Origin of the sequence: Mesorhizobium sp. B2-4-12 (genome assembly GCF_006441575.1) — a bacterium.
Taxonomy (GTDB): Bacteria; Pseudomonadota; Alphaproteobacteria; order Rhizobiales; family Rhizobiaceae; genus Mesorhizobium.
The window spans coordinates 1-26,685 of sequence record NZ_VFVC01000033.1 but is presented as its reverse complement, the minus strand read 5'-3'; the positions used below and the strand labels follow the sequence as shown (position 1 = coordinate 26,685).

Below are 26,685 nucleotides of genomic sequence, written 5' to 3'. Positions count from 1 at the left end.
GCCGCGGCGACGTGAACTCGGCTTTGACTACGGAAAATTCGATTTTGTTCTGCATGAGGGCAGGGCCATCCTCCTTGATGCCAACAAAACTCCCGGCCGTCCCTAGAACCTCGTTAAGATGTTCACGGCCGGCGCCTCCGATCTGGCCGACGGCTTTGAAGGCCTTATTCGTCGGGCGAGATAGACCAGCGACCGGCCAGGATCGCCCTCACGCCGCTCCCGCCTGTTGACATCGGTTGCAGCAATTCATGGGCTTGCCTGCCGATACGGCCATCAGGCCAGGCGATTGCGTGTTCCTGCGGCCGACGCAGAGCGCGGCCGTGCTGCAGCAGTTCGGGCCGATCGCGGTGCTATCCGGCGGCAGGATTTGCGGATCGTTGGCCGGTGTTGCCGATGATGTGAACACGTCGGATGCTCAAGATAGTTGACTCAGTCAAGTAAATGATTGATCCTGTAAAGACAGGAGATGTCCATGACGGTTCACCATCAGCCCGGCAATGATGCGCCCAATGAGCGGATCGATGTCGTGCGGGCATTCAACCGCTTCTACACCCGCCAGATCGGGCTGCTCGACGAAGGGCTGCTGAAAAGCGCCTTCTCCCTGACCGAGGCGCGTGTGCTCTACGAGTTGGCGCATCGCGATGGCCTGACCGCGACCGACCTTGGACGCGATCTCGGCCTCGATGCCGGCTATGTCAGCCGTTTGCTGAAAAAGTTCGAACGCCTTCACCTCATCTCTAGAGCGACGCTGGTTTCGGACGCGAGGCAATCGTCGATTGCGTTGACGCAGGCGGGCAGGAATGCCTTCGCACCGCTGAACAAGGAATCGCACGATCAGGTCCGGGCCCTGCTCGATCGGCTGCCGGCATCGGAACAAGACCGGCTGGTCAAATCCATGCAGACGGTGCAGCGTCTACTCGCCGAAAATGCCGAGCCAACGATCCCCTATCTGTTGAGGCCGCTGCAGATCGGCGACATCGGCTGGATCACCCACCGGCAAGGGCTGCTCTATGCCCAGGACTATGGCTGGGACGAAACCTATGAGGCGCTGGTCGCCGAAATCCTCGTGGCGTTCGTGAAATCCTACGATCCGAAATGGGAGCGCAGCTGGATCGCCGAGCGGGAAGGCGAGGTCGTCGGCTCGGTCTTCGTCGTACGCAAGTCGGATCAGGTGGCCAAGCTGCGTTTGCTCTATGTCGAGCCTTCGGCGCGTGGCCTCGGCATCGGCAAGCGACTGGTGGAGGAAGTCATCGGCTTTGCCCGCGCCAGGGGATACAAGACCCTGACCTTGTGGACAAACGACATTCTCGCCGCTGCCCGGCATATCTATCAGGCCGCCGGCTTCAAACTGATCGAGGAAGAACCTCACCATTCCTTCGGCAAGGATCTGGTTGGTCAGAACTGGAATCTTGATTTGTGATCTTCCGCCAGAGCATGATGCCGAAAAGTGTGAAGCGGTTTTCAGACGACGTCATGCCCTATCTCTTTGATTAGAAGCGGATTCAGATTTCAGGTCGATTCGACCTGAAATCATCCGGCTTTCCGCGCTTGGCCAATTTGATCGAAATTGCGCACTCCGCGCAATTCGCTCGACAGATGGCTGACAGCCCCTCGCTTGACAGCGCCGCGCCTCATGCGTTATTGCGTTATGTTATTACATAAAGATGCGTGGTCGCGCGCGGCTTCGGCTCCGATCGTGGCGACTGAGAAATCCGTTGCGATGCAATCCGGGGAAAACTAGGGTGGAATGGTGATGGTCCCCGAGTCGAAAGGCGAGGGGTGAAAAGGGAACACGGTGAGATCCGCCTAGGATCGAGGCCGTGGCTGCCCCCGCAACTGTAAGCGGTGAGCGAGATCCGAAATGCCACTGGCCGGCGAGGCTGGGAAGGCAGGATTGCGCCGAGACCCGCGAGCCAGGAGACCTGCCATCACGGAGTTGACCGGACGGGGTGTGCCGGGAGGAGACGTGGACGTCGGTCTGACGACCGACCGCCAACATCCTTCCGTCGCCAATCGAGAAAGACGGAAAGTTGGGCGCCGCCATAGATCGCATTCACCGTATCATCGTGTGCACGCTTTGCCGCGACATCCCGACAGGGACCAGGTCGGGCGAAGCTTTGTGCACCGATTTGCGCTCGCGGTTGTCGACCCACGCCGAACTCGCGGTGGCGCAGGGTTTCACGGTCGAGGGGGTGGCGTGCATGGCAGGCTGTGCGCGGCCGCTGGCGGTGGCGTTCCAGGCCCCGGGCAAGGCCGCCTATCTCTTCGGCTCCATCGATCCCGAGGCCGACGCCGGCGATCTCGTGCGGTTTGCCAGGCTCTACGCCTCGCTCCCCGACGGCTGGTGCAATGCCGGACAACGTCCGCCGCGACTGGCCGGCAAGACGCTGGCCCGCATCCCGGTAGCGGGCGAGCCAGCAGGAGACAGCCGATGACGGTGCCGCTTCTCGAGGCGCGCGATCTCGGCGCGGTGGCGAATGGGCGGAATCTGGTCCACGCGGTCAGCCTGTCCATGGCCATCGGCGATCGCCTCGCCATTATCGGCCCCAACGGCGCCGGCAAGACCACGTTGCTGCGCATGTTGTCCGGCATGCTCAAGCCAAGTTCCGGAGAGGTGAAACTCGGCGGGCGCCGCCTCGACAGGATTTCGCCGGCCGAGCGGGCCCTTCACATCGCCGTCGTCGGCCAGACCGACCAGCCGGATCCGCGGCTGGCGGTGATCGACTATGTCGAGCTTGGCCGCGTCCCGCATGCCGGCTTGAAACGCAGGAGCGAGGAACGCGACATTGTCGTGGACGCGCTGCGCCGGACCGGTTTGCTGCCCCTGCTTAGCCGCACCATTGGCTCGCTGTCGGGCGGGGAACGCCAACGCGCCCAGCTTGCGCGCGCCATCGCCCAGGAACCGAAAGTATTGTTCCTCGACGAACCGACCAATCATCTCGACCCGCGCGCCCGCGCGGAACTGCTCGAACTCGTGGCTGGCTTCGGCATGACGGTGATCGCGGTGCTGCACGATCTGGCGCTGGTGGCACCCTTCGCCACCAGGGTCGCGGTGATGAACGAAGCCCGGCTGCATGCGCTGGCGGCGCCGCGCGAAGCGCTGACGCAACAGCTGATCCGCGAGATTTTCGGCGTCGACGTGTTTCGCCTGCGCCATCCCACCGAGGATCGCGAACTGACCGTGTTCGATGTTCCGAACCGTGCCGCGCCTTCCTGACCGAAACCAACTTTCATCCGACACAGTTCAACCAAGGAGCAAAAATCGTGAAACGCCTCGCCCTGTCGCTCGCCTTCTCGCTGCTGGCGTCGGCAGCCTTCGCCTTCCCGGTCACCGTCGACAGTTGCGGCAAGCCGCTGACCTTCGATGCGCCTCCCAAGCGCGCCGTCATCCACGATCTCAACATGGCAGAGATGGCCTTCGCGCTGAAGCTGCAGCCGTCGATCGTCGGCCTGACCGGCATCACCGGATGGTACAAGGTCGGGCCCGATTTCAAGGCCGAGAAGGGTTCGATCCCGGAACTGGCGCCGAAATACCCGACACTCGAAAACCTCGTCGCGGTCGAGCCTGATTTCTTCTTCGCCGGCTGGTACTATGGCATGAAGCCGGGCGGCGATGTGACGCCCGACACGCTCGCGCCGCACGGCATCAAGACGCTGGTGCTGACGGAAAGCTGCGTCCATCTCGACAAGAACCGGCCCGCCGCCTCGATGGACCTTTTCTACGGCGATGTCGAAAAACTGGGCAAGATCTTCGGCAAGGAGGCCGAGGCGGAGAAGCTCGTTGCCGGTTGGAAGGCGCAACTCGCCGACATTACCGCCAAGGTCGGCGCCCGCAATGGAACACGGGTGTTCCTCTATGATTCAGGCGAGGACAAGCCGTTCACCGCCGGAAAATTCGCCATCCCGAGTGCCATGATCACGGCGGCCGGCGGCGAAAACATCATGGCCGACATGGAGACGAGCTGGGGCAACACGGATTGGGAAACCGTGGCGTCGCGCAATCCGCAATTCCTTATCCTGCTCGACTACCAGGATGGTGGCGGCTACAAGAAGCTCCTCGACTTCCTCAAGGCCCATCCGGCGATGAAAGAGACGGACGCGGTCAAGAACGAGCGTTTCGTGGCCCTGCGTTATGCCGAGCTGACGCCCGGACCGGCAAACATCGACGCGATCGGCAAGATCGCCAGGGCGATGCATCCGGAAGCGTTCTGATGCATCTCGCCCTGAAGCACAAATCCGGCGCGCTCTCAGGGCATAAGGCATTCCCGCTGGCCATGGCGGCGGGCGCGGTGGCGACCGTCGCTCTCGTGCTGCTGTCGATCGCCTATGGTTCGACGCTGATACCGCTGACCGACGTCATTGCCGCACTTGGCCATGCCGTTGGGTTGAATGAACATCAGGTGTCTGGCCCGGTGGGCAAGATCGTCGTCGATCTGCGGCTGCCGCGCACGATCCTGGCGGTCTGTGTCGGCGCGGGCCTCGGCATGGTCGGCGCGTTGCTGCAGACGGTGACGCGTAACGATCTCGCCGATCCCTTCCTGTTCGGCCTGTCTTCGGGGGCCGCCGCGGGCGCGGTTTCCGTCATCACCGTCTTTGGTGACAGTTTCGGCATCTGGACCTTGCCGATCGCGGCCTTCACCGGCGGCATATTGGCAGCGGGCATCGTGCTGCTGCTGGTCGCGCGGGTAAGGGGGCAGGGCCCGGAACGTTTGATCCTTGCCGGGCTTGCCGTCTCCTTCATGTTCACGGCGTTGACCAACTACCTGGTCTTTGCCGGAGACCAGCGCGCGGCCCATTCGGTGCTGTTCTGGACGATGGGCGGGCTTGGGCTGGCGCGCTGGGACAATGTGTGGCTGGGTGCGTTGGGGGCCGGCACGATCGCGGCCTACGGGCTTTGGAACCATCGCAGGCTGGACGCCTTCCTGGCCGGCGAAAGTGCCGCCGAAAGCCTTGGCGTGCCCGTGGCAAGGATGCGCAGGGCGACATTCCTCGTCGCCGCCTTCTCGACGGCAATTCTGGTCTCGGTCGCCGGCGTCATCGGCTTTGTCGGATTGATGATCCCGCATTTGTCGCGGCCGCTGGCCGGCCCCTTGCATTTGCGTCTGATCGCAAGCTGCGCGCTGTTTGGGGCGGTGCTTTTGCTGGCAAGCGATCTTCTGGCCCGCACGCTTCTGCCGCCACAGGAATTGCCGATCGGCATTATCACCAGTTCGCTCGGCGCGTTCTTCGTCGTCACGATGGTCGTTCGAAATCGCCTGTGAGAACGTTCGGTTCTGCCCTTGTCAGGTTCCTTCCAAAAAGCTCACGACGCTTACTTCTTGCCAACCATGACCGTGTCGCATGGCTGTCCTGCACATTTGCCGGCTTCCGTTGCGATTTGGCACCTTGAATAGTAAGCACGCTTATTATAAGTATCGCTCATGGTTTCTGATGGCATCGATAGATTGGGATTTTTAATCCACGACGTACAGCGTCTGCTGCGCAAGCGCTTCGAGATGCGCGCCAGCGGGCTTGGCCTGTCGTCGGCGCAGTGGCGCCTTATGGTGCGTGTCGCCAAGGAGGCGGGGGTCTCGCAGGCCCGGCTCGCGGAATTGCTCGAAATCGAGCCCATCAGCGTCTCGCGCCTTGTCGACCGGATGGAGGAGGGCGGGTGGATCGAACGCCGCGCCGACGCCGCCGACCGCCGAGTGCGGATGATTTTTCCGACCGCCAAGGCGAGCGCGGCCTATGCCGAGGTCAAGAGCCTCGCCGGCGAGGTCTATGAGGAATCGCTTGTCGGCGTTTCGCCGGAGGACCGTCGCATCCTGATCAGGTCGCTCGATGCGATGGCGCAAAATCTCGCGGATGGCGATTCATCGTCGGACGAAAAGGTCAAGAATACAGAAGGCGCAGCAGCATGAACGCGGTAGCCAAGATAGGCGAGAGCGCCCCCAAGGTGGAGATGGATGCACCGGCCCAGCCGGCTGCTGCTCCTGTTGCCGTCGCTCCTCCCGTGCAGCCAGTGCCAGCGCCGAAGAAGCGCCGCATGGGCCGTTTTTTTCTGATGTTCGCCTTGCCGGCGGCCCTGGTCATCGGCGGCGGCTATGTCTGGGTGACCGGCGGACGCTATCAGGAGACGGAGAACGCCAACCTGCAGCAGGCCAAGGTGTCGATCGCCTCGGACACTGCGGGACGCATCGTTCAGGTCGCCATATCGGACAATCAGATGGTTAAGCAGGGCGATCTCCTGTTCGCCATCGATCCCGAGCCTTACCGGATCGCGCTTGCCCAGGCCGACGCGGCTGTTGCTGCCGCGCGCCTCAATGTCGAGCAGCTGCGCGCCGCTTACAGCCAGGCAATGGCGCAGGAGAAGTCCGCCAGCAGCGAGGTCGACTACGCCCAGTCGCAGTATGGCCGTGCCGCCGATCTTGCCCAGAAGGGCATCAACGCCAAGTCTTCACTCGACCAGGCCAGGAACGATCTCGACAAGGCAAAGCAGCAGCTTGCCGTTGCCCAGCAGGGCATCATCAGCGCCAAGGCCGCCCTCGGCGGCAACCCCGACATCGAAACCGACAAGCATCCGACCGTGATGTCGGCGCTCGCCGCCCGCGACAAGGCCGCATACGACCTGGCGCAGACCACGGTGAAGGCGCCCGCCGATGGCGTCATCTCCCAGGCTTCGTCCTTCAAGGTCGGCCAGTTTGTCGGCTCCGGCACGCCGTTGTTTTCTCTGGTCGAGACCGGCGACACCTGGATCGATGCCAATTTCAAGGAAACCCAGCTCACCAACATGAAGCCGGGCCAGAAGGCCGAGATCGTCGTCGACACCTATCCGGGCAGGACCTTCGAGGCGACCGTCAAGGCGATCGGTGCTGGAACCGGTGCGGAATTCTCGCTGCTGCCCGCGCAAAATGCCACCGGCAACTGGGTCAAGGTCACGCAGCGCATCCCGGTGCGGCTGGAACTGACCGATCCCGACGCCAAGATGGCTCTGCGTACCGGCATGAGCGTCTCCGTCACGGTCGATACCGGGGTTGCCCGCGGTTTTCCGGCCATATTCGGTCACGCAACGGCTGGCGAGCACGCGCAGTAAGTCGGCGGAAGCCCGCGAGGACCAGGCGGGTGGAAGCGAATAGCAGGATTGGTCTGATGGGAGGAGCGGGAAGGATCAGTGCCTGGTTCGAGCCGCGTCGTGGTTTGGCCGACACCTGAAATCTTCGACACCGCCCCGTCGGTCCTCATGTTTCCGGGCGGCAGGCATCCGCTCACTCGAGACTTTCGGTCGATGTAACCCCCACATCGATAATCGCGTCCCACCGCGATGAAGGTCTCTCAGGGAAGGCCTTGCCGCCCGGAAACCCTGTGTACACGTTTTTGTTACCTGCTGGAAGTTGCGCGCATGAGCACGCCCGAACCCCTCAAAGAAGTGCCGCATCGCGGCCTGATCACGGTCGCGCTCATGCTGGCGACGATCATGCAGGCGCTCGACACGACCATCGCCAATGTCGCGCTGCCGACGATGACCGGCGATCTCGGCGCCTCCCCGGACAACATAAACTGGGTGCTGACCTCCTATATCGTGGCCGCCGCCATCATGACGCCGGTCACCGGCTGGCTCGCCGATCGCTTCGGCCGCAAGGAATTGTTCCTGACGGCGGTGGTCGGCTTCACCATCTTCTCCATGCTGTGCGGCCTGGCGTGGAGCCTGGAAACCATGGTGCTTTTCCGGCTGATGCAAGGGGTGTTCGGCGCCGCGATCGTGCCGCTGTCGCAGACCTTCCTGCTCGACATCAATCCCAAGGAACGTCACGGCCAGGCAATGGCCATCTGGGGCGCCGGCATCATGCTGGGGCCGATCCTTGGTCCGACGCTGGGCGGCTGGCTGACCGAGAACTTCAACTGGCGCTGGGTGTTCTTCATCAACCTGCCGGTCGGCATCGTCGCCTTCCTTGGCATGGCCGCCTATTTGCCGGTCGTTGCCCGGCGCGTGCGCAGCTTCGATTTCTTCGGCTTTGCCATGATATCGCTCGGCGTCGGCGCGCTGCAGCTGCTGCTCGACCGCGGTGGCGAGGTCGACTGGTTTTCCTCGGTCGAGATCTGGATCGAGCTGGGGCTTTCGATCACCGGCTTCTGGGTGTTCATCATTCACACGGTCACATCGGAACATCCCTTCATCGATCCGAAGATTTTCCTCGACCGCAATTTCGTGACCGGGCTGGCGTTCATCTTCGTCATGGGTGTGCTGATTTTAGCTTCCATGTCGCTGCTGCCGCCGATGCTGTCCACCATCTTCGGCTATCCGACCGTCACCATCGGCATCGTCATGGGACCACGCGGCGTCGGCACGATGATTTCGATGCTCGCCGTTGGACGGATCATGGGCAAGATCGACGCCAGAATTCTCGTCGTCATCGGTTTTCTCCTGACCGCCCAGTCGCTCTACACCATGGCCAGCTTCACGCCGCAGATGGACAACTGGCTGATCATCAGCTCCGGGGTGATCCAGGGCCTGGGCATGGGAATGGTATTCGTGCCGCTGTCGACGGTTGCCTTCGCCACGCTCGACGCACGCTACCGCACCGACGCAACCTCGTTGTTCAGCCTGGTGCGCAATCTTGGCTCGTCGATCGGCGTCTCGGTCGTGACCGTGCTGCTGGTGCGCAACACGCAGGTCAATCACGCCGAACTTTCCGCCTTCATCAGCCCGTTCAACCCCAATCTCTGGGCAGTCTCGCCGGCTGCGGCGGGTGGCGATCCAATGGCGCTGTCGGAGGTGGACCGCATGGTCAATCTCCAGGCCATGATGATCTCCTACGTCAACGACTTCAAAATATTGATGGTGATGACGCTGCTCGCCATCCCGTTTGTCTTCCTGCTGCGCAAGCCGACGGCCGGTCCGGCCGGCGGCGCGCCTGCAGCGCATATGGACTAGGCCCGGCGGCAGGCGGACCGACACTTTCCGGTATTCGATCCCGGGCGGTTCGAAACGCCAGCACTGACGAGAAGAAGGCGCTCGCCGTCGAAGTCGATCGCATCTGCCGCGACACTGGGTTCTGGCTGTAACCAACCACGGAATTCCACAGGCGGTGATCGACGCGGCGTGGTCAAAGGCACGAAGCGCCGAAATACGAGCCGGTGCGCTCCGGTCCCTACCTGATGGGGAAATTCAAGGCGACGACCAAAATAGGGGCCTACCTGCCGAGAACCAGCGCCCAATAGCGCAGATTAGGATCACGTCCGTCCCGGACATAGGCAAGCCCGAAGCGGCTGAAATCCGGGTCGAGCATGTTGCGCCGGTGGCCCTGCGAATGCATCCAAATGTCGAACAGTTTTTGCTGGTCGAAGCGGCCCTCGGCGATGTTCTCGGCCGCGGCACCTCGCACTCCGTTGTCCTTCATGCGCGAAGCGAAATCCTTGCCCCAATCTGTGGTATGGCTCATGCGCTCCCGTGACGCCATGTAGCCGGCCTGCTGGAGTGCTGCTTGTTCCAGCTGTGCATCGGGAACCAGTGGCCCCAGTCCCGCGGTCGCGCGCAAGCTCGCCAGCGTGCCGGTGGCGGAGGAGGAGACCCCCGCCCCTTGACCGGTCGGCACAGAAACGGTGCCGCAGGCGGCCAGCCCGGCCAAGGCCACGAGGCCGGCTGCCTTGAGCCACATGCGCCTGTTCAGGCCTGCTTGACGGATTTCGATTTTTTCAGCGGTCATGCTTGCCTGACATAGTCGCGATCATGGCTTTTACCGGGCTGGGCAATGAAAATCGCGTGAGGAGAGGCGAAATGCCGTCCATGCGGCGACAATCCCGGGAAGATCGGCTATGATGCCGGCGTTCTTGAAGTGGCAGCTACGGGCGGCCACCCTAGGCGGTGATCGCCCCCGAGAAAAACGGAGGAAGGTTATGGCCGGCTTTCATGTCATGGCGGACGCGCGCGGAATGCATGTGCAGCCCACGGTGCGCCACATCACGACCTCCGACCTCTGGGACGCGCTGCGGCTCGGCGCAGAAGATTTCTGGGCAAAACCATCCCACTACGTGTTCCTGTGCCTGATTTACCCGATCGTCGGCCTGATCCTCACCCGGTGGTCGTCGGGCTCCAATGCCATCCAGCTCGTCTATCCCTTGATGTCGGGCTTTGCGCTGGTCGGCCCGTTCGCCGCCATCGGGCTCTACGAGATCAGCCGCCGCCGCGAGCTCGGCATGAACACCAGCTGGCGGCATGCCCTCGATGTCCGTCGCTCCCCGGCGCTGCCCTCGATCGCCGCCATCGGCATCATGCTGTTCGCCCTGTTCGTTTTGTGGCTGTTCACGGCACAGTCGATCTACACCAGCCAGTTTGGTGACCAGCCACCAGCTTCCGTCGGCGCCTTCCTGCGTGACGTTCTGACGACCAGGAAGGGCTGGACGTTGATCATCGCCGGCAATGCCGTGGGGTTTGTCTTCGCCGTGGTCGTGCTGGCCACCACCGTGATCGCCTTCCCACTGTTGCTCGACCGTGATGTCGGCGCCGTCTCGGCAATCGAGACATCGGCCCGCGCGGTGATGGCGAACCCGCTGCAGATGGCGCTGTGGGGCCTGACGGTCGCCGTGCTGCTGGTGATCGGTTCTATCCCGCTGTTTGCCGGGCTGGCCGTCGTCATGCCGATCCTGGGCCATGCTACCTGGCATCTGTACCGCAAGGTGGTCGAGCCGGCGCAGATCCGGCCGATCCGTCGGCCAATGTAGGACGCCTTCAGCGTTGCGCGTCGGTCGCCATCTTCAGCGCCAGCGCCGTCAGCACGGTTCCCATCATCCAGCGCTGAATCACCAGCCATAATGGCCGTCCAGCCAGGAAGGCGGCGATCGAGCCAGCGGTGACCGCAATGATGGCATTGACGCTGAGGCTGATCGATATCTGCGTCGCGCCGAGCACCAGAAGCTGCGACAGGACATGACCCTTGCCGGGGTTGATGAACTGCGGCAGCAGCGACAGGTAAAGGACGGCCACCTTGGGGTTGAGCAGATTGGTCATCAATCCCATGGCGAAGAGCTTGCGTGGCCTGTCCTTCGGCAGTTCGCGCACCTGGAATGGCGAGCGTCCGCCGGGCTTCACGGCCTGCCAGGCCAACCACAAGAGATAGAGCACGCCGGCAAAGCGCAGGGCGTCGTAGGCATAGGGCACGGCAAGCAGCAGCACCGTGATGCCGAACGCGGCCGACAGCACATAGAACAGAAAGCCGACAGCGACCCCGCCAAGCGAGATCAGCCCTGCTTTTGGCCCTTGCGACAGCGAGCGCGAGATCAGGTAAATCATGTTCGGGCCTGGCGTCAGCACCATGCCGAGGCAGACCAGCGCGAAGGCGAGGTGATTGGCGGTTTCGGGCATTGTTCGTCCCCAGCGGGCCGCGCTGGATGCGCGATTTTTCCGAGCGATATGTGCCTGTCACGGCAGGCGCACGCAAGAGCACGCAAGAGCTTGACGGCGACAGACGTTGCGCCAAAAAGGCCGTGTGGCTTAGAAGCGCGAATCCGACGAGCAGGACTTCAGCGCATCGATCGCCTCCTTGTCGGCCGCGTTCAACGTTGACCGTTCGAGTCCAGAATCAAGCCTCCCCTTCAAGGCTCGTTAACCAAACATCGCCCGGGTCGCGGATTTTGCCGTCAATCGAAGGCGCCGGGCGGACAGGCGGCGGTTCGCGTCGATCTCCAGGCGAAAGCTGGTGACAGCATGGGCCGGTTCGGATAATTCGGACCGGCTGCGGCGAACCGTCGGACTTGGCACTTGCAACAATTACATTGAAGGAAACGGCATGGCGGATTCGCCTGAGATCGTCGGCTCGCTCGAAGATGCGTCGAAAGCCTATTCGGCGATTCTCTGCGATGTCTGGGGCGTCGTTCACAACGGCGAATGGCATTTTCCGGCAGCCGCCGCCGCGTTGGCGAGGGCGAGGGCGGCCGGTATTCCGGTTGTCCTGATCACCAACTCGCCCCGCCGCAGCGCCGATGTCGTGGCTCAGATGAGCGTGATCGGCGTTCCCCCGTCGGCCTACGACCGTGTGGTGACGTCGGGCGACGTGACCCGCGACCTGATCGCGGAGGGCCCACGCAAAGTCTTCCACATCGGCGCCGACCGCGATTTGACCCTCTATGATGGCTTGGAGGTCGAGCTCGTCGAGGAATTCGAGGCCGCCGGCGTCGTGTGCACCGGGCTGTTCGACGACGAGGTCGAAAAGCCCGAGGACTATGCGGAACTGTTGCGGCGATTGCGCGCCAGGAACCTGCCGTTCATCTGCGCCAACCCCGATATCATGGTGGAGCGCGGCGAACGGATCATCTGGTGCGCCGGCGCCCTGGCACGCGACTATGCCCAACTCGGCGGTCGCACGTTGATCGCCGGGAAGCCCTACGCGCCGATCTATGAAGTCGCGATGAAGGAGGTGGCCGAGGTTCTCGGACGGCCAGTCGAGCGTTCGCAGGTGTTGGCCATCGGCGATGGCATCATGACCGACATCAAGGGCGCGGCCGACAATGGCTTCGACGTTCTCTATGTCTCTGGCGGCATTCACGCCCGCGACTATGGCGACGCCTTGCGGCCGGATCCGGCAAAACTCGGGCTCTTCCTGGAACGGCACGGCTATCGTCCGGTGTCCGTCATAGCCAGACTGCAGTAGGTGACAATGGTGGCTTTCCAGCATCTTTCAGCAACCGCGCCGCTGCCCGCCGATCTGCGTGGTGGTGTCGTCGCGATCGGCAATTTCGACGGCGTCCACCGCGGCCATCAGGCGGTGCTCGAACGGGCGTTGGCCGAGGCCACGCGGCGTGGCGTGCCGGCCTTGGTGCTGACTTTCGAGCCGCATCCCCGAAAGGTTTTCAGGCCGGACATGCCGCTGTTCGTGCTGACGCCGCCGCCAATGAAAGCGCGCCTCCTGTCGTTGCTGGGCTTTGCCGCGCTCGTCGAGCAGCCCTTCACGCGGGATTTCGCTTCGCTGTCAGCGGAAGCTTTCATCACCGATGTCTTGGAGAGGACGCTCGGCATCACTCATGCCGTGACCGGCTTCGATTTCCATTTCGGCAAGGACCGGCAGGGCGGGCCGGCCTATCTCATGGTGGCCGGCGAGCGCCATGGTTTCGGCGTCACGCTTGTCGACGCCTTTCGAGACGAGGGTGCCGAGGTGATTTCGTCAAGCCGAATCCGGGGCTTGCTGTGCGATGGCGAGATAGCCGAAGCCGCCAGTCTGCTCGGCTATCGCTTCACGGTGGAAAGCGAGATCGTGGGCGGCCAACAGCTCGGGCGAACGCTAGGCTTTCCGACCGCGAATATGAGGCTTGCCACGGAGGCCACTCTCAAGGAAGGAATCTATGCCGTCCGCTTTCGCCGCGCTGACGGCACGCTGCACGATGGTGTCGCGAGCTTCGGCCGCCGCCCGACCGTCGACGATAATGGCGCACCGCTTCTGGAAACCTTCGTCTTCGATTTTTCCGGCGATCTCTATGGCGAGACCTGCCAGGTGTCGTTCTTCGGCTTCCTGCGCAGCGAGATCAAGTTCGACGGGCTGGATGCACTGGTCGTACAGATGAGGCGGGACGAAGCCGAGGCTCGCGCGCTGCTTGCCGGCGTCAAGCCGCTGTCCAGTCTGGACGCGGCAGTGGCGTTTTAAGGCATGATCCCGAAACCCGGTGCCGGCTTTCGGCCGGGATCACCGTCTTTCGGCATCGGGCTTCGCTTGAAGGACTGCGCAGACGAGACCTTACTTTTTCAGCGCAAGGCCGACCGCGATGAAGGTCCAGCCCTGGAAGATCAGGTCGATCGCCAGGAACATGCCGAGCACCCACAGGCTGTTGACCGGCCAGCCCATGGCGATGATCAGGCCCGCAAGCACGCTGATGACACCGGCCGCGACGATCCAGCCCCAGCCGCTTTCCGGGCGGTGGCTGTAGCCGACCCAGGCGCGCAGCGCGCCGGAAGCGACAAGCGCAACGGCCAGCAGGAAGGTCAGCACCGCAGAGGCCAGCAACGGGTTGTCGAAAGCGAAAAATCCGGCCACCGCATAAAGCAGTCCGCTGAGCAGCCAGTAGAAGAAGCGGCCCCAGGTCTTCACACCGAAGGCATGCATGATCTCGATGATGCCGGCCACCAGCATCAGCCATCCCACGACATAGACGGAAGCCACCGTGGCGATGAACAGATTGCCGAAGGCGATGCCGCCGAGGATCAGCAGCACCACGCCCAGACCGATAAACCATCCCCATTTGTCTCGCGTCTGGCCGATTGCGTTCTTCAGTGTATCGCCGTGCAAAGTCATGTCGCCACCTCCGTTGAGGTCTGCCAGTATGCGACGAAGTTAGCTTCGGTGCCAGTCCACCGCCAACCGGTGGCGGCCGATGGTGCAGGGCAATGCGGGCCGGATGTCTCGCCCTTAAATCAAATTTTACCAAAGCCTCGTCAAAGCTGTCGCCGCAGGATAGTTGTATCGTGTAGTGGAGTGGTCATGAGTCCGGTCGGGAAGATTTCGGTAGCTTTGGCCACCATCATGCTGGCGACGTCAGGCGCGGCCGAGGCCGGCGACGGCGCTTTTGGCTGGCTGTCCGGCGACTGGTATCTCACGGTCGGCGCCACGGGCCTGGTCGCGCCGAATTTCGAGGGCGGCAAGAAATACATGCTCAGCGCCCAGCCCATCATCTCCTTGGGCAAGGCGGGTCCCGCGGTACGCTTCACGTCGCGTAACGACAACATTTCGCTGGCGCTTATCGATGATGGCGGCGTTCGCGCCGGCCTGACCGGCAAATTCCTGTTCTCACGCGATGACAGCGATGCCGACGAGCTCAAAGGCCTCGATCCGGTCCGCTGGGGCGGCGAAGTCGGCGGCTTCTTCGAATTTTATCCGACGGACTGGATGCGCGCGCGCGCCGAACTGCGGCATGGCATCCGTGCTCACAACGGCTTTGTCGCCGATATCGCAGCCGACGCCTTCTACGATGTGACGCCAACGGTCAGGATTTCGGGCGGGCCGCGGGTGTCCTTTGCCTCGGCCAAATATTTCGACGCCTATTACGGCGTCGACGCGCAGGAAGCCGTGGCCTCGGGCCTGAGCCAATATAATCCTGGCGGCGGCCTTAAATCCGTCGGCCTCGGTGGCGCGGTGACCTGGAAGGTGACCGATCCGATGACGGCCAGCCTGTTCGGCGAATATTCGCGCTTGAAAGGTCCGGCGGCCGATTCCAGCCTGGTCAGGGAGCGCGGCGACCGCAACCAGTTCATGGTCGGCGTGTCGACGACCTATCGCTTCGACTTCAAGATGTAAGCGAATCGAACGAGACGCTTTATTCCTGCGCCTATCTCCGCTAAAAGCCGACCAATGACGAGCTTTTCGCGCCTTCACGCGCCGATGATACGAATTACCAGCCCGGTGTTCCTGGCGGCCTGAAGGCTGTCGGAGCCGCCGGGAATCTTGCGCGCGACCCGTCGCGCTTTTCCAGATCATCAAGGCATGTCGCCCAAAAGTGGCCCCGGTTTGGGAAAACGACAGGCGCGGAAGTAAAATCAACGCCGCAGGCCGCATGGCCCGGCACGCACATGGCAGACCAATGACCGACGAAACACTGGACACCCCGACGATCGACTATTCCAAAACGCTTTACCTGCCGCAGACGGATTTCCCGATGCGCGCCGGCTTACCCGAGAAGGAGCCGGTGCTGGTCAAGCGCTGGCAGGATATGGACCTCTACCGCAAGCTGCGCGACAGTTCTGCCGGCCGCGAGAAGTACGTGCTGCATGACGGCCCGCCCTACGCCAACGGCAACATCCATATCGGCCACGCGCTGAACAAGATCCTCAAGGACGTCGTCACCCGCTCGTTCCAGATGCGCGGCTACGACTCGAACTACGTGCCGGGCTGGGACTGCCACGGCCTGCCGATCGAATGGAAGATCGAGGAGCAGTATCGCGCCAAGGGCAAGAACAAGGACGAGGTGCCGATCAACGAGTTCCGCAAGGAATGCCGGGATTTCGCCGCGCACTGGATCAATGTTCAGGGTGCGGAATTCCAGCGGCTCGGCGTCGTCGGTGATTTCAAGAACCCCTATACGACCATGGCTTTCCACGCCGAGGCGCGCATCGCCGGCGAGCTGCTGAAATTCGCCATGTCGGGTCAGCTCTATCGCGGCTCCAAGCCGGTGATGTGGAGCGTTGTCGAGCGCACGGCACTTGCCGAGGCGGAGATCGAATACCAGGACTATGAGTCCGACACGATCTGGGTGAAATTTCCGGTGGCCAATCTTGTCGTCGCCAGCGTCGTCGACGGCCAGCCGGCCGAATTCGATCCCGACCTGAGCGGGCGGTCGCTGGACCTGCTGGATGCCCATGTCGTCATCTGGACGACGACACCATGGACCATCCCGGGCAATCGTGCCGTCAGCTATTCGCCGCGCGTCGCCTACGGCCTCTACGAAGTGACGGCCGCCGAAAACGCCTTTGGCCCGCAGCCGGGCGAGAAGCTGATCTTTGCCGATGCGCTGGCCGAGGAAAGTCAGGCCAAGGCCAAGATCACCCTGAATCGCCTTCATGGCGTTTCGGCCGAACAGCTTGGAAGTCTTGTGCTTTCGCATCCCTTCAAGGGTCTCGGCGGCGGCTACGAATTCCAGGTGCCGCTGGTTGCCGGCGATCATGTCACCGACGATGCCGGCACCGGCTTCGTGCACACGGCGCCCGGCCACGGACGTGAGGATTTTGACGCCTGGATGGATGCGGCGCCGGACCTTCGCCAGCGCGGTATCGACACGGTCATCCCCTTCACGGTCGACGATGCCGGCTTCTTCACCAAGGACGCGCCGGGGTTCGGCCCCGACCGCGAGGGCGGGCCCGCGCGCGTCATTGATGACAATGGCAAGAAGGGCAACGCCAACCAGGCGGTCATCGACGAGCTGATCAAGCGCAACGCGCTGTTTGCGCGCGGCCGCCTGAAGCACAGCTATCCGCATTCCTGGCGCTCGAAAAAGCCGGTGATCTTCCGCAACACGCCGCAATGGTTCGTCTACATGGACAAGGATCTCGGCGACGGCACAACGCTGCGCAGCCGCGCGCTGAAGGCCATCGACGACACCCGCTTCGTGCCGCCCGCCGGCCAGAACCGCATCCGCGCCATGGTCGAGGAACGCCCGGATTGGGTGCTCTCGCGCCAGCGTGCCTGGGGCGTTCCGATCGCCGTCTTCGCCGACGCGGACGGCAATGTGCTCAGGGATGACGCCGTCAACCAGCGCATCATGGATGCCTTCGAGAACGAGGGCGCCGACGCCTGGTTCGCCGCCGGCGCCAAGGAGCGTTTCCTCGGCAATCACGACGCCTCCAAATGGAAGCAGGTGATGGACATCCTCGACGTCTGGTTCGATTCGGGCTCGACGCACGTCTTCACGCTGGAGGACCGTCCTGATCTCAAATGGCCTGCCGACGTCTATCTCGAAGGCTCCGACCAGCATCGCGGCTGGTTCCACTCCTCGCTGCTCGAAAGCTGCGGCACAAGGGGCAGGGCGCCTTACGACACTGTCGTCACCCATGGCTTCACCATGGACGAGGACGGCCGCAAGATGTCGAAATCGCTCGGCAACACCGTCGTGCCGCAGGACGTCATCAAGCAGTCCGGCGCCGACATCCTGCGGCTCTGGGTGGTGACTACGGATTATTGGGAAGACCAGCGGCTCGGCAAGAACGTGCTGCAGACCAACATCGACGCCTACCGCAAGCTGCGCAACACCATTCGCTGGATGCTGGGCACGCTCGCCCATGACGATGGCGAGACCGTGCCGCTGGAAGAGATGCCGGAGCTGGAACGGCTGATGCTGCATCGGCTGTCCGAGCTCGACGAGGTGGTGCGTCAGGGCTACGACGCCTTCGAGTTCAAGCGTATCACCCGCGCGCTGCTCGATTTTATGGTGGTCGAACTGTCGGCCTTCTATTTCGACATCCGCAAGGACGCGCTCTACTGCGAGGCGCCGTCGAGCGTGAAGCGCCAGGCCTCGGTGCAGGTGGTGCGTCATCTCTTCGATTGCCTGGTGAAATGGCTGGCGCCGATGCTGCCCTTCACCATGGAAGAGGCCTGGCTCGACCGTCATCCCGATGCGGTGTCGGTGCATCTCGACCAGTTCCCGGAGGTTCCGGCGGATTGGAAGAATGAGGCGCTGGCGGAGAAATGGCGCAAGGTGCGGCAAGTGCGCCGCGTCGTCACCGGAGCGCTCGAGATCGCGCGTGCCCGGAAGGTGATCGGCTCCTCGCTTGAGGCCGTGCCTGTCGTGACGATCAATGACGCTGGGCTCGAGACGGCGATATCGGACATCGATATGGCCGAGATGGCGATCACCAGTGATCTCGTGATTGCCCATGGCCAAGCGCCGGAAGGCGCTTTCACGCTCGACGACGTCAAGGGCGTCGCCGTGGTCGTCGAGAAGGCCGAGGACCGCGGCCTGGTCAAATGCGCGCGTTCCTGGCGCTACACGGCCGATGTCGGGCAGGATCCCGCCTTTCCTGGCGTCTCGGCGCGCGACGCCGCGGTGCTGCATGAGCTGAAAGCGCTCGGTAGGCTCTGATGCATGTCGCCCAAGAGTATGTAGCGGTTTGGGACAACGACACGCATGCAGTCAAAAAGGTGCACAAATGCCACGCCGGGCGATGCAAATCCGCCCGCGCGTTGCCCTTAACGAGCGGTTGAGGTAAACACGCGAAACTCCGGAAGACAAATTGTCGCCGGATTTCCGTCGCAAGTGCGTGGACGATGGGGACCGGACCCGGGCCGGTGACGATCGAGAGGCTGTCTAGAGTGGGACTTTTTGGCATGACCGTGAGATACAATGCGCGCCTCGCGCTGCTGGCGCCGCTTGTCGCATCGGGCTTTGCTCTGGCCGGCTGCGTCGGCTCCCCGACCTACGGCACCGACAAGACCGCCGGCGAACAATTGGCCGGCGATCTATCGAGCGCCTTTTCCATCGCGCCGAAGCACAAGGACCAGATCGATTACAAGCCGCGTCCCACATTGGTGAAGCCGGCGCCTGGCCAGAAGGGCGCGCTGCCGGCTCCGCAGGACAGCATCGAAACGGCAAGTGCTCAATGGCCCGAATCGCCCGAGCAGCGCCGTGCACGTCTGCGTGCCGACGCCACCGCTCATCAGGATGATCCATCTTACCAGTCGCAGATCGTTGATGACGTGCAGACGGATCCCGCATCTGTGAAAAAGGCGATGGAAGATTCTGGCTCGAGCCATCCGCCGCGCTGGACGCCCGCTGATTCCGACAAGGGCCGCGCTGCCGAAATCCAGCGCCGTCTTGCCGAAAGCAAGCAGGGCGACCCGAACACCCGAAAATATCTCAGCGAGCCGCCGGTCGCCTATCGCGTCGCCTCCGATACCGCGCCGCAAAACGAGCTTGGTGAAGACGAGTACAAGAAGGAACGCCGCCTAAGGAAAGAAGCCGAAGGCAAGAAGAGCGGTGGCTGGTTCGACTGGCTGCCGTCCCTGTAAGACTTGCAAGCTCTTTCAATGCTGAAGGGCGTTTGCGCCCCTCAATCGCGACGGTCCCGAAAGAAACCCTTCAGGAGCAAGGCTGCTTCCGTTTCACCCATTCCGGGATAGACGTCCGGTATGTGGTGGCAGGTTGGCGAGGCGAAGAAGCGTACGCCATTGACCACGGCGCCGCCCTTCTCGTCGGGCGCGCCGAAGTAAAGACGGCGCAACCTGGCGAAGGAAATGGCGCTGGCGCACATGGCGCAGGGTTCCAGCGTCACATAGAGATCGTAGCCTGTGAGCCGCTCGCTGGAGAGTTTGCCACAGGCTTCGCGGATGACCAGCATCTCGGCGTGCGCCGTTGGATCGGCAAGCTCGCGGGTGCGGTTGCCGGCGCTGGCCACAATCGTACTGCCATTCGCAATGACGGCGCCGACCGGCACTTCGCCGCGCAGGGCTGCCGCTTTGGCCTCCTGCAACGCCACGGCCATGAAATCCGGCCGCTTCACGCGGTTTCCATTCCCATTATCTCCTCGCCTCCCGGCGGTGATCCTGTTATTGAGCGCATCAACCTGAAAATCGGACTCGATTTTCAGAAATGATCATGCGCCAAATCAAAGTGCTACAGCGTTCGTTGCGCGCCCGAAAGGATGCGCCACGCTGTAGCAGCGCAAACGGACAAAGGCCACATGGACGACAACGACAAGAAATCTCCGCGCCAAAAAGGCCCGGGCAAGAAACCCGCGGCTCCGCGCGGCGACAGGGGCGGCAAGCCATCGTTCGGTGCCAAGAAGCCCTATGCGCCGCGTGGCGATCGGCCGATGGCCGCTGAGGGCGAGCGCCCGAAGCGCGACTTCAAGGGCGGCGACAAGCCATTCAGCAAGGGGCCACGCCCCGCGGGCAAGCCTTATGAGAAGCGCGAAGGCCCGCGCAAGCCCTATGCGCCTCGCGGCGACCGTCCGATGGCGCCCGAAGGCGAGCGCAAGCCGTATGAGAAGCGCGAGGGGCCGCGCAAGCCCTACGCCCCACGCCGCAACCGCCCAATGGCGGCCGAAGGCGAGCGCAAGCCGTATGAGAAGCGCGAGGGGCCGCGTAAGCCCTACGCCCCACGTGGTGATCGTCCGGTTGCTGCTTCGCCGGAGCGCGGCGAAAAGCGCTTCGACCGTCCCAAGCGTGATTTCGCAGATCGTCCGAAGCGTGACTTCGCTGACCGTCCCAAGCGCGACTCCGGGAGCGACAGACCCAAGCGTGATTTCAGTGATCGATCCCAAGGTGCATCGGGCGGCGGTTTCAAGCCACGCCCGCGGCCGGCGGAAGCAACGGAAGAAGCCGGCGAGCGCATCGCCAAGCGGCTGGCGCGTGCCGGTCTCGCCTCGCGCCGCGATGCCGAGGACCTGATCGCTGCCGGCCGCGTCAAGGTCAATGGCCGAGTGCTGGCTTCGCCGGCTTTCAATGTCATGCCCGACGACATTATTCATCTCGACGGCATGGAAATTCCGCCGATCGAACGCACGCGTCTGTTCCTGTTTCACAAGCCGGCCGGCGTCGTCACCACCAACCGCGATCCCGAAGGCCGCAAGACCGTCTTCGACGTGCTGCCCGCCGAATTGCCGCGGCTGATGACCATCGGCCGGCTCGACATCAACACGGAAGGCTTGCTGCTGCTTACCAACGATGGCGGTCTGTCGCGCGCGCTCGAACTGCCGGCCACCGGCTGGCTGCGCCGCTACCGCGTGCGCGTCCACGGCAAGGTCGAGGAAAGCGCGCTGGCCGGCCTGCGCGAAGGCATTGCCGTCGACGGTGTCTTCTATGGCGCCATCGAGGCCAGCCTCGACCGCGAGCAGGGCTCCAACGCCTGGCTGACGATCGGCTTGCGCGAGGGCAAGAACCGTGAGGTCAAGAACATCCTCGGCGCGCTCGGCCTCGACGTGACGCGGCTGATCCGCATTTCCTACGGACCCTTCCAGCTCGAGGATCTTCCGGAGGGCCATGTGCTGGAGATCAAGGGCCGGGTGCTGCGCGACCAGCTTGGCGAGCGGCTGGTGGAGGAATCCGGCGCGAACTTCGATGCCGAGATAACAAAACCATTTTCGAACAAGCCGGTGCGGCGCACCGAGGCCCGTGAAGCCGAGCCCGAGCGGCCGAAATTCACGCGTGACGGCGAGCGCCGGCCGATCGGCGAGGGCGGGTTGATCAAGAACCGCAAGCGCCGGGAAGGCAGGCGCGACGAGGCGCTCGGCAAATTGTCGACAAGTCCTGACAGAAGTTTATCGGAAAAGAGCCCTGGCGAACGCGGTCCGAGGCCCGAACGCGGCGGCTTCGGCGATAAGCCGCGTGGCAGCTTTGGTGACAAGCCGCGCTTCGGTGACAAGCCTCGTGGCGGTGGTAAGAAACCCGAGCGCGAGCAGCGGCCGATTGAGCCGCCCGGCCAGCGCAAGGCCAATGTCTGGATGGCGCCGGGTGCCCGGCCGATCGGCAAGGGCAGGGCTGAGGCCGAAGCGGCCAAGGCCGCCGAGGCCAAGGCGCGCAAGGCCTCGTTCAAGCCGGCCTATGGCAAGCCCGGCGGCAAACCGGTCGGTGCAAAGCCGTTCGGCAAGCCGCGTGGCGAGCGTCCGGGCGGCGCGGGTGGCGGTGAGCGTCCGCGCGGCGGTCCCAAGGGCCCCAGGACGAGATGAGGATCGTTGGCGGTGAGTTTCGCGGGCGTCCGTTGGCGACGCCCCGCAGCAGCGCCATCCGTCCGACGACCGACCGCACCCGCGAGGCTGTGTTCAACGTGCTGGCGCATCGCTTCGCCGGTCAACTGGACGGAGCCCGCGTGCTCGATCTGTTTGCCGGGACCGGCGCCCTTGGTCTGGAGGCTCTGTCGCGCGGCGCGTCCTACGGAGTCTTCATCGAGGAGTCGGCCGAAGGCCGTGGCCTGATCCGCGATAATGTCGAGGCCTTCGGCCTGACCGGCCGCACCAAGATCTTCCGCCGCGACGCAACCGCCCTTGGCGAAGCGGGCACACTGGCGCCGTTCGGTCTCGTCTTCGCCGATCCGCCCTATGGCAAGGGTCTTGGCGAACGTGCCCTGCGGTCGGCCAGTGCCGGCGGCTGGCTGCGCCCCGGTGCACTGTGCGTGGTTGAGGAGACGGCGGTGGTTCCATTTGAACCCGGCCCCGGCTTTTCGGTGCTTGATGAGCGCGGCTACGGCGAGACCGTCATCCGCTTCATCGAGGCTGCGTGACACGCCTGCGCCCAGCGGCGGCCTCTTTGCCGCCGCCTTTGCCGGCAACATAGCCAACAATTCACTTTGCTTGTCACAGACAGCTTGCCTATCGTCTTGCCGAGGAGACCGGAGCCATTGATGACACAAAGGGCCGAATGGCTGCGGATGGCACTGCTGACGACGTCGCTGGCCTTTACCATGACCGGCCCGGTGCTGGCCGACGGCCCGGTATTGCCCAATACGATGCCGGCCGAGTTCAAGGTGACGGATTTCCTGCTCGACAACGGCATGGAAGTCGTCGTCATTCCCGACCACCGCGCGCCGATCGTCACCCATATGGTGTGGTACAAGATCGGCAGTGCCGACGAGCCGCCTGGCAAATCCGGCATCGCTCATTTCTTCGAGCATCTGATGTTCAAGGCGACGACCAATCACGCGGCCGGCGAGTTTGACCGCGCCGTCTCCGATATTGGCGGCTCCAACAACGCTTTCACCTCCTACGATTACACCGCTTTCCACGAGACGGTGGCGCCATCGGCGCTCGAGTTGATGATGAGCTTCGAAGCCGACCGCATGCGCAACCTCGTCCTGACCGATGACGTCATCAAGACCGAGCGCGATGTTATTCTCGAGGAGCGCCGCTCGCGCATCGACAACAATCCGCAGGCGGTGCTCGACGAGGAAGTCGATGCCACGCTGTGGCAGAATCAACGCTATCGCATTCCGGTCATCGGCTGGATGCAGGAGATGGAGCAGTTGAACCGCACCGACGCGGTGGCCTTCTACAACAAATACTACCGGCCCAACAACGCCGTGCTGATCGTGGCCGGTGATGTCGAACCCGACACCGTGAAGGCGCTCGCCGAGAAGACCTATGGCAAGGTGGCCCGCGGGCCGGACCTGCCGCCGCGCGTACGCCCGGTAGAGCCGGAACAGAACACCAAGCGCACCGTCACACTTTCCGATGCCCGCGTCAGCGTACCGAGTTTTTCGACGCAATGGGTGGTGCCGTCCTACCACACCGCCAAGCCGGGCGAAGGCGAAGCGCTCGACCTGCTGGCCGAGATCCTCGGCGGCGGCAACCGCAGCCGGCTCTACCAGGCGCTGGTGGTCCAGCAAGGCATCGCTTCCAGCGCTGGCGCCTATTTCCAGGGCACCATGCTCGACGACACCAATTTCACCGTCTACGGCGCGCCGCGCGGCGACGCCAAGCTGGCCGATGTCGAGGCCGCGGTCGATGCCGAGGTGGCGCGCATCGCGACCGACGGCGTCACAGCGGATGAGCTCGAAAAGGCCAAGGACCGCTATGTCCGGTCGATGATCTTTGCCCGCGACAAGCAGGATTCCATGGCCAACATCTATGGCTCGACCCTGGCTACCGGCGGCAACGTGCAGGATGTCCAGCAATGGCCGGACCGCATCCGCAAGGTCACGGCGGACGAAGTCAAGGCCGTCGCCGCGCGCTATCTGGTGCTGGCTCGCTCGACGACCGGCTATCTCTTGCCGCAGCAACAGGCGGGGAATTGACGATGAGCCAGCACCACCATCCTACAAGCGGCGAAGGTAAGGCGCGTGCCGCACTGGCAACCCTCTTCCTCTCCATCTTCTTCCTGATCTTGCCGGCGCTTGCTGCCCGCGCCATGGAGATCCAGTCCGTCACTTCTCCGAAGGGTATCACTGCCTGGCTGGTGGAGGACTATTCCGTGCCGGTCGTCGCCATCCGCTTCGTCTTCGGCGGCGGTTCGACGCAGGATCCGCCAGGGAAGGAAGGCCTGGCCAACCTGATGACCGGCCTGTTCGACGAAGGCGCCGGCTCTCTCGACTCGGAAGCCTTCCAGATCAGGTTGGACGATGCCGGCGCCGAGATGAGCTTCGAAGAGACCCGCGACGGCGTCTATGGTTCGATGCGCATGCTGGCTGAACAGCGAGACGAGGCCTTCGACCTGTTGCGGCTAGCGGTCGACGAGCCGCGCTTCGATCAGGCACCGATCGACCGCATCCGCGCCCAAATCCTGTCCGGCATCATCGCCAACGAGAATGACCCCGACACGGTGGCGCAGAACCGCTGGACACGCGCCATCTATGGCGACCATCCCTATTCGCGCTCCGACCAGGGCACGAGGCAGAGCATCGCTGCCATCACGCAGGACGATCTCAAAGCCTTGCACAAGGCGGTGTTCGCGCGCGGCGGTCTGCATGTCGCCGTCGTCGGCGCCATCGATGCCGAAACGCTGAAGAAGAAGCTGGACATGGTGTTCGGCGACCTGCCGCAGAACCAGGCGCTCGCCCCTGTTGCGGATATCGAACCCAAGCTGGCGCAGCGTGTGGAGGTCAATTACGACCTGCCGCAGACCTCGCTCCAGCTCGCCTGGCCCGGCGTGAAGCGCAAGGCGGCGGATTTCTTCCCCACCGTCCTGATGAACGAAATCCTCGGCGGCGGCACCTTCACCTCGCGCCTGTTCCAGGAAGTGCGTGAAAAGCGTGGGCTGGCCTACAGCGTCAATTCCTCTTTGGTCAATCAGGACCATGCCAATGCGCTGATCGTCAGCACCGGAACGCGCTCCGACCGTGCGGCCGAGACGCTCGGCATCGTGCGCGACGTCGTCAAGCGACTGGCGGAGGAGGGCCCGACAGAGGCCGAACTTGCGGCGACCAAGAAATATCTGATTGGCGCCTATGCCATCAACAATCTGGACTCTTCCAGTTCTATCGCCGCGACGCTGGTCGAGCTGCAGCTGGACGATCTCGGCATCGACTACATGCAGCGTCGCGCCGGCTACATCAATGCGGTGACGCTGGATCAGGTCAAGGCGGCGGCGCGGAAGCTGCTCTCGGCCGAGCCGACCATCATGGTGGTCGGGCCTCCGCTGGCCGGGGCCGGTAAGGGATGAGTCCGACTTTCGGGATAGCGTTCGGCGGCGGCGGGGCGCGCGGTCTGGCGCATATCCATGTCATCGAGGCGCTGGACGAGCTTGGCATCCGGCCCGTGGCGATCGCCGGCTCGTCGATCGGCGCCATCATGGGCGCTGGCATGGCATCGGGCATGACCGGCAAGGACATCCACGACTATGCCCGCTCGATTCTCGGCCGGCGCGCCGAAGTGGCAAGCCGCATGTGGCGCGCCCGGCCGGGCACGATCGCGGAAGCCATGCAAGGCGGCATCCGGGTCAGCCAGTTCAATGTCGAGCGCATTCTGAAGGCCTTCCTGCCCGAGGCCATTCCCGAAACCTTCGCCGAGCTGAAGATCCCGCTGAAGGTGACGGCGACGGACTATTTCGGCCACAAGCTCGCCGTGTTCGACGACGGTGACCTGCACTCCGCACTCGCCGCCTCTGCCGCCATTCCCGCCGTCTTTCGGCCGGTGACCCGCGACGGCAGGCTGCTGATCGACGGCGGCATCTATAATCCCGTGCCGTTCGACCTGATCGAGGACGACGCCGACATCATCATTGGCGTTGACGTGGTCGGCGCGCCGGAAGAAGCCGACCGCAAACAGCCGACCTCCGTCGACCTGATGTTCGGCGCCACGCAGCTGATGATGCAGTCGATCATCGCCAACAAGCTGAAACAGTGCCGCCCCGATATATTGGTCCGCCCGGCAGTGTCAAAATACCGCGTGCTCGACTTCCTGAAGATCGATGCCCTGATGAACGAAACGGCCGAAATTAAGGATCGATTGAAGCGGGAGGTGGAGAGGGTTGTGGACGCGCGGGCTGGCAAGAGCGAGCGCGGGAATCGGGTGGCTGGGTAATCGTCAGGTTTTCAGGCCGATACTTACCGGGCGAAACGACGCTCGATGCGATCGACAATCGAGCGAATTGGGGCGGACGTGCGCCATGTCGTGCCGGTTATTCTTGCGGCGACCGCAAGGCGAACGTCAGTCGATCATGGCCGGTAAGGGCTAGATCCATCCTCGGCCGCTTTATCCGAAGTCCGCGATACCATCCGCCAGACTAGAGCGTCAGGCGAATAGGGTGAATCGTTGGGATTCCCTTTTCGACTGAAGTCTGATTCCTATGGATGCGGAGGTGCACCATGGGC

General features: G+C 63.4%; 23 protein-coding genes and 1 riboswitch. Of the genes, 19 read left to right on the top strand and 4 right to left on the bottom strand.

All coding sequences use genetic code 11. The features are described from left to right. Positions 1–472: 472 nt before the first annotated feature. The 8 genes from FJ934_RS19105 to FJ934_RS19070 all read left to right on the top strand — a co-directional run bounded on the left by FJ934_RS19105 (position 473) and on the right by FJ934_RS19070 (position 8,911). Positions 473–1,420, top strand: a complete 948-nt coding sequence (locus tag FJ934_RS19105; protein WP_140611302.1) for a helix-turn-helix domain-containing GNAT family N-acetyltransferase — start codon at positions 473–475, stop codon at positions 1,418–1,420. Positions 1,421–1,737: 317 nt separating this feature from the next. Beyond that, a riboswitch (cobalamin riboswitch) is annotated at positions 1,738–1,945 on the top strand. An 85-nt stretch (positions 1,946–2,030) separates the two neighbouring features. Then, on the top strand, positions 2,031–2,435 hold the full coding sequence (locus FJ934_RS19100) for a DUF1636 family protein (RefSeq protein ID WP_210241969.1): 405 nt from the start codon (positions 2,031–2,033) through the stop codon (positions 2,433–2,435). Next, positions 2,432–3,217 (top strand): ABC transporter ATP-binding protein, encoded by a 786-nt coding sequence (locus tag FJ934_RS19095; RefSeq protein ID WP_140611298.1) that lies wholly within the window; start codon positions 2,432–2,434, stop codon positions 3,215–3,217. Before FJ934_RS19100 ends, FJ934_RS19095 begins: the two co-directional genes overlap by 4 nt. Positions 3,218–3,264: 47 nt before the next feature. Beyond that, a complete protein-coding gene (locus FJ934_RS19090) occupies positions 3,265–4,212 on the top strand; it encodes an ABC transporter substrate-binding protein (RefSeq protein ID WP_140611296.1) in 948 nt (315 codons plus the stop codon). Next, positions 4,212–5,261, top strand: a complete 1,050-nt coding sequence (locus FJ934_RS19085; protein WP_181165683.1) for an iron ABC transporter permease — start codon at positions 4,212–4,214, stop codon at positions 5,259–5,261. Before FJ934_RS19090 ends, FJ934_RS19085 begins: the two co-directional genes overlap by 1 nt. A gap of 159 nt (positions 5,262–5,420) precedes the next feature. Next, positions 5,421–5,900, top strand: coding sequence for a MarR family transcriptional regulator (locus tag FJ934_RS19080; RefSeq protein WP_140611294.1), 480 nt, complete (start codon positions 5,421–5,423; stop codon positions 5,898–5,900). Continuing rightward, positions 5,897–7,072, top strand: a complete 1,176-nt coding sequence (locus FJ934_RS19075; protein ID WP_140611292.1) for an HlyD family secretion protein — start codon at positions 5,897–5,899, stop codon at positions 7,070–7,072. The genes FJ934_RS19080 and FJ934_RS19075 overlap by 4 nt, the downstream gene beginning before the upstream one ends. A gap of 306 nt (positions 7,073–7,378) precedes the next feature. Continuing rightward, positions 7,379–8,911 carry a DHA2 family efflux MFS transporter permease subunit gene (locus tag FJ934_RS19070; RefSeq protein ID WP_140611290.1) on the top strand — a complete coding sequence of 511 codons (1,533 nt, stop codon included), beginning with the start codon at positions 7,379–7,381 and terminating at the stop codon, positions 8,909–8,911. Positions 8,912–9,170: 259 nt separating this feature from the next. Here the strand turns inward: FJ934_RS19070 and FJ934_RS19065 are convergent, their stop codons facing one another. Continuing rightward, positions 9,171–9,683, bottom strand: a complete 513-nt coding sequence (locus tag FJ934_RS19065) for a CAP domain-containing protein (RefSeq protein ID WP_140611288.1) — start codon at positions 9,681–9,683, stop codon at positions 9,171–9,173. Between the two features lie 190 nt (positions 9,684–9,873). Between FJ934_RS19065 and FJ934_RS19060 the strand changes: the two genes are divergently transcribed. Further along, positions 9,874–10,698 carry a DUF2189 domain-containing protein gene (locus tag FJ934_RS19060; protein ID WP_140611286.1) on the top strand — a complete coding sequence of 275 codons (825 nt, stop codon included), beginning with the start codon at positions 9,874–9,876 and terminating at the stop codon, positions 10,696–10,698. 7 nt (positions 10,699–10,705) lie between these two features. On the opposite strand, the gene FJ934_RS19055 is transcribed toward FJ934_RS19060, so the two are convergent. Further along, the gene (locus FJ934_RS19055; RefSeq protein WP_140611284.1) at positions 10,706–11,338 is read right to left on the bottom strand and encodes a LysE family translocator; all 633 of its coding nucleotides are present in this window, start codon (positions 11,336–11,338) and stop codon (positions 10,706–10,708) included. A 424-nt stretch (positions 11,339–11,762) separates the two neighbouring features. Here FJ934_RS19055 and FJ934_RS19050 point away from each other — a divergent pair, with 424 nt between their 5' ends. Then, positions 11,763–12,623, top strand: coding sequence for a TIGR01459 family HAD-type hydrolase (locus FJ934_RS19050; protein ID WP_140611282.1), 861 nt, complete (start codon positions 11,763–11,765; stop codon positions 12,621–12,623). 6 nt (positions 12,624–12,629) lie between these two features. Beyond that, positions 12,630–13,610: a bifunctional riboflavin kinase/FAD synthetase gene (locus tag FJ934_RS19045; RefSeq protein WP_140611280.1), complete on the top strand. Its 981-nt coding sequence runs from the start codon at positions 12,630–12,632 to the stop codon at positions 13,608–13,610. Between the two features lie 90 nt (positions 13,611–13,700). Here FJ934_RS19045 and FJ934_RS19040 read toward each other — a convergent pair whose 3' ends face one another. Continuing rightward, entirely contained in the window at positions 13,701–14,255 is a 555-nt protein-coding gene (locus FJ934_RS19040; RefSeq protein ID WP_140611278.1) for an HdeD family acid-resistance protein, read from the bottom strand. A gap of 186 nt (positions 14,256–14,441) precedes the next feature. Here FJ934_RS19040 and FJ934_RS19035 point away from each other — a divergent pair, with 186 nt between their 5' ends. From FJ934_RS19035 to FJ934_RS19025, 3 genes are all read left to right on the top strand, one after another. Beyond that, positions 14,442–15,254 carry a MipA/OmpV family protein gene (locus FJ934_RS19035; protein ID WP_140611276.1) on the top strand — a complete coding sequence of 271 codons (813 nt, stop codon included), beginning with the start codon at positions 14,442–14,444 and terminating at the stop codon, positions 15,252–15,254. A gap of 283 nt (positions 15,255–15,537) precedes the next feature. Beyond that, the gene (gene ileS / locus FJ934_RS19030) at positions 15,538–18,528 is read left to right on the top strand and encodes an isoleucine--tRNA ligase (RefSeq protein WP_140611274.1); all 2,991 of its coding nucleotides are present in this window, start codon (positions 15,538–15,540) and stop codon (positions 18,526–18,528) included. A 245-nt stretch (positions 18,529–18,773) separates the two neighbouring features. Then, positions 18,774–19,454, top strand: a complete 681-nt coding sequence (locus tag FJ934_RS19025; protein ID WP_140611272.1) for a hypothetical protein — start codon at positions 18,774–18,776, stop codon at positions 19,452–19,454. 41 nt (positions 19,455–19,495) lie between these two features. On the opposite strand, the gene FJ934_RS19020 is transcribed toward FJ934_RS19025, so the two are convergent. Beyond that, positions 19,496–19,945 (bottom strand): nucleoside deaminase, encoded by a 450-nt coding sequence (locus FJ934_RS19020; RefSeq protein WP_140611270.1) that lies wholly within the window; start codon positions 19,943–19,945, stop codon positions 19,496–19,498. A 180-nt stretch (positions 19,946–20,125) separates the two neighbouring features. Between FJ934_RS19020 and FJ934_RS19015 the strand changes: the two genes are divergently transcribed. From FJ934_RS19015 to FJ934_RS18995, 5 genes are all read left to right on the top strand, one after another. Then, positions 20,126–22,111 carry a pseudouridine synthase gene (locus tag FJ934_RS19015; RefSeq protein WP_140611268.1) on the top strand — a complete coding sequence of 662 codons (1,986 nt, stop codon included), beginning with the start codon at positions 20,126–20,128 and terminating at the stop codon, positions 22,109–22,111. Then, positions 22,108–22,662 carry a 16S rRNA (guanine(966)-N(2))-methyltransferase RsmD gene (rsmD, locus tag FJ934_RS19010; protein ID WP_140611266.1) on the top strand — a complete coding sequence of 185 codons (555 nt, stop codon included), beginning with the start codon at positions 22,108–22,110 and terminating at the stop codon, positions 22,660–22,662. The genes FJ934_RS19015 and rsmD overlap by 4 nt, the downstream gene beginning before the upstream one ends. 120 nt (positions 22,663–22,782) lie before the next feature. Continuing rightward, positions 22,783–24,171, top strand: a complete 1,389-nt coding sequence (locus FJ934_RS19005) for a pitrilysin family protein (protein WP_140611264.1) — start codon at positions 22,783–22,785, stop codon at positions 24,169–24,171. A 2-nt stretch (positions 24,172–24,173) separates the two neighbouring features. Further along, positions 24,174–25,535, top strand: a complete 1,362-nt coding sequence (locus tag FJ934_RS19000) for a pitrilysin family protein (protein WP_140611262.1) — start codon at positions 24,174–24,176, stop codon at positions 25,533–25,535. Then, positions 25,532–26,395 carry a patatin-like phospholipase family protein gene (locus FJ934_RS18995; protein WP_140611260.1) on the top strand — a complete coding sequence of 288 codons (864 nt, stop codon included), beginning with the start codon at positions 25,532–25,534 and terminating at the stop codon, positions 26,393–26,395. Before FJ934_RS19000 ends, FJ934_RS18995 begins: the two co-directional genes overlap by 4 nt. The last annotated feature ends 290 nt before the right edge of the window (positions 26,396–26,685 follow it).